Source organism: Aeromonas sp. JL9, assembly GCF_024436075.1.
In the GTDB taxonomy this organism is placed as follows: domain Bacteria; phylum Pseudomonadota; class Gammaproteobacteria; order Enterobacterales; family Aeromonadaceae; genus Aeromonas; species Aeromonas veronii.
In genome coordinates this window covers 1-637 of record NZ_JANFNV010000078.1, presented here as the reverse complement: position 1 = coordinate 637, position 637 = coordinate 1, and the positions used below count along the sequence as shown (strand labels likewise).

General features: G+C 56.5%; 1 pseudogene. It reads right to left on the bottom strand.

Annotated elements, in window-relative coordinates:
• Window positions 1–557: pseudogene (locus NOM06_RS20825) on the bottom strand (IS481-like element ISAs19 family transposase); the annotation flags it as partial.
• Window positions 558–637 lie beyond the last annotated feature (80 nt).

The window sequence follows — 637 nt, the reverse complement described above, 5'->3', positions numbered from 1 at the left end:
GTTTGCAGATACACCTTGCCAACCCCCTTGAGCGCGCCGACGAAGAAGGTGTCGACCGCCACCAGTTCCCCGGTGTAATGGACTTCTATCTGGCGTTCACGAAACTCGGGGCTGAAGCGCTCTAACAGGCGAATTTGCTCGTCATTGAGCTCAATGGTCTGCTCCCGGTGCGTTTTCTCGAGGCGCAACAAACGGTCGTGTTTGGAGAGCAAGTCGTGCCGTTGCCACACGCCACGCACGCCGCCGGCACTGACGTTGATACCTTGCAGAGCCAGTTCTTGCGCGACCCGCAGCGGGCCGTGAGTAGGCCTGGTGAGGGAGTAATCGAGGATGGCCTGTTCAATCTCGGGAGCAACCCGATTGGGATGAGCTCCTTTACAGCCGGGCAATTTGTCGAGCAATCCCTCGGCGCCATAGGTCTGGTAGTTACGGCGAATTTCGTAGAACTGCTGACGGCTGTAGCCGATGAGCTTGCAGGCTTTGCTGACATTATTGAGCTCTTTGGCGAGCTCTAGCAGGCTGAGTTTGCGACGTGCTACTTTCTCGTTGGTGGTCATACGGTGACTCCGGATAACACGGTAGGGGTACCGTTTTGTTATCCGGTTTGAAGCCGTATGACCACTCCCTTTTGTGGGCA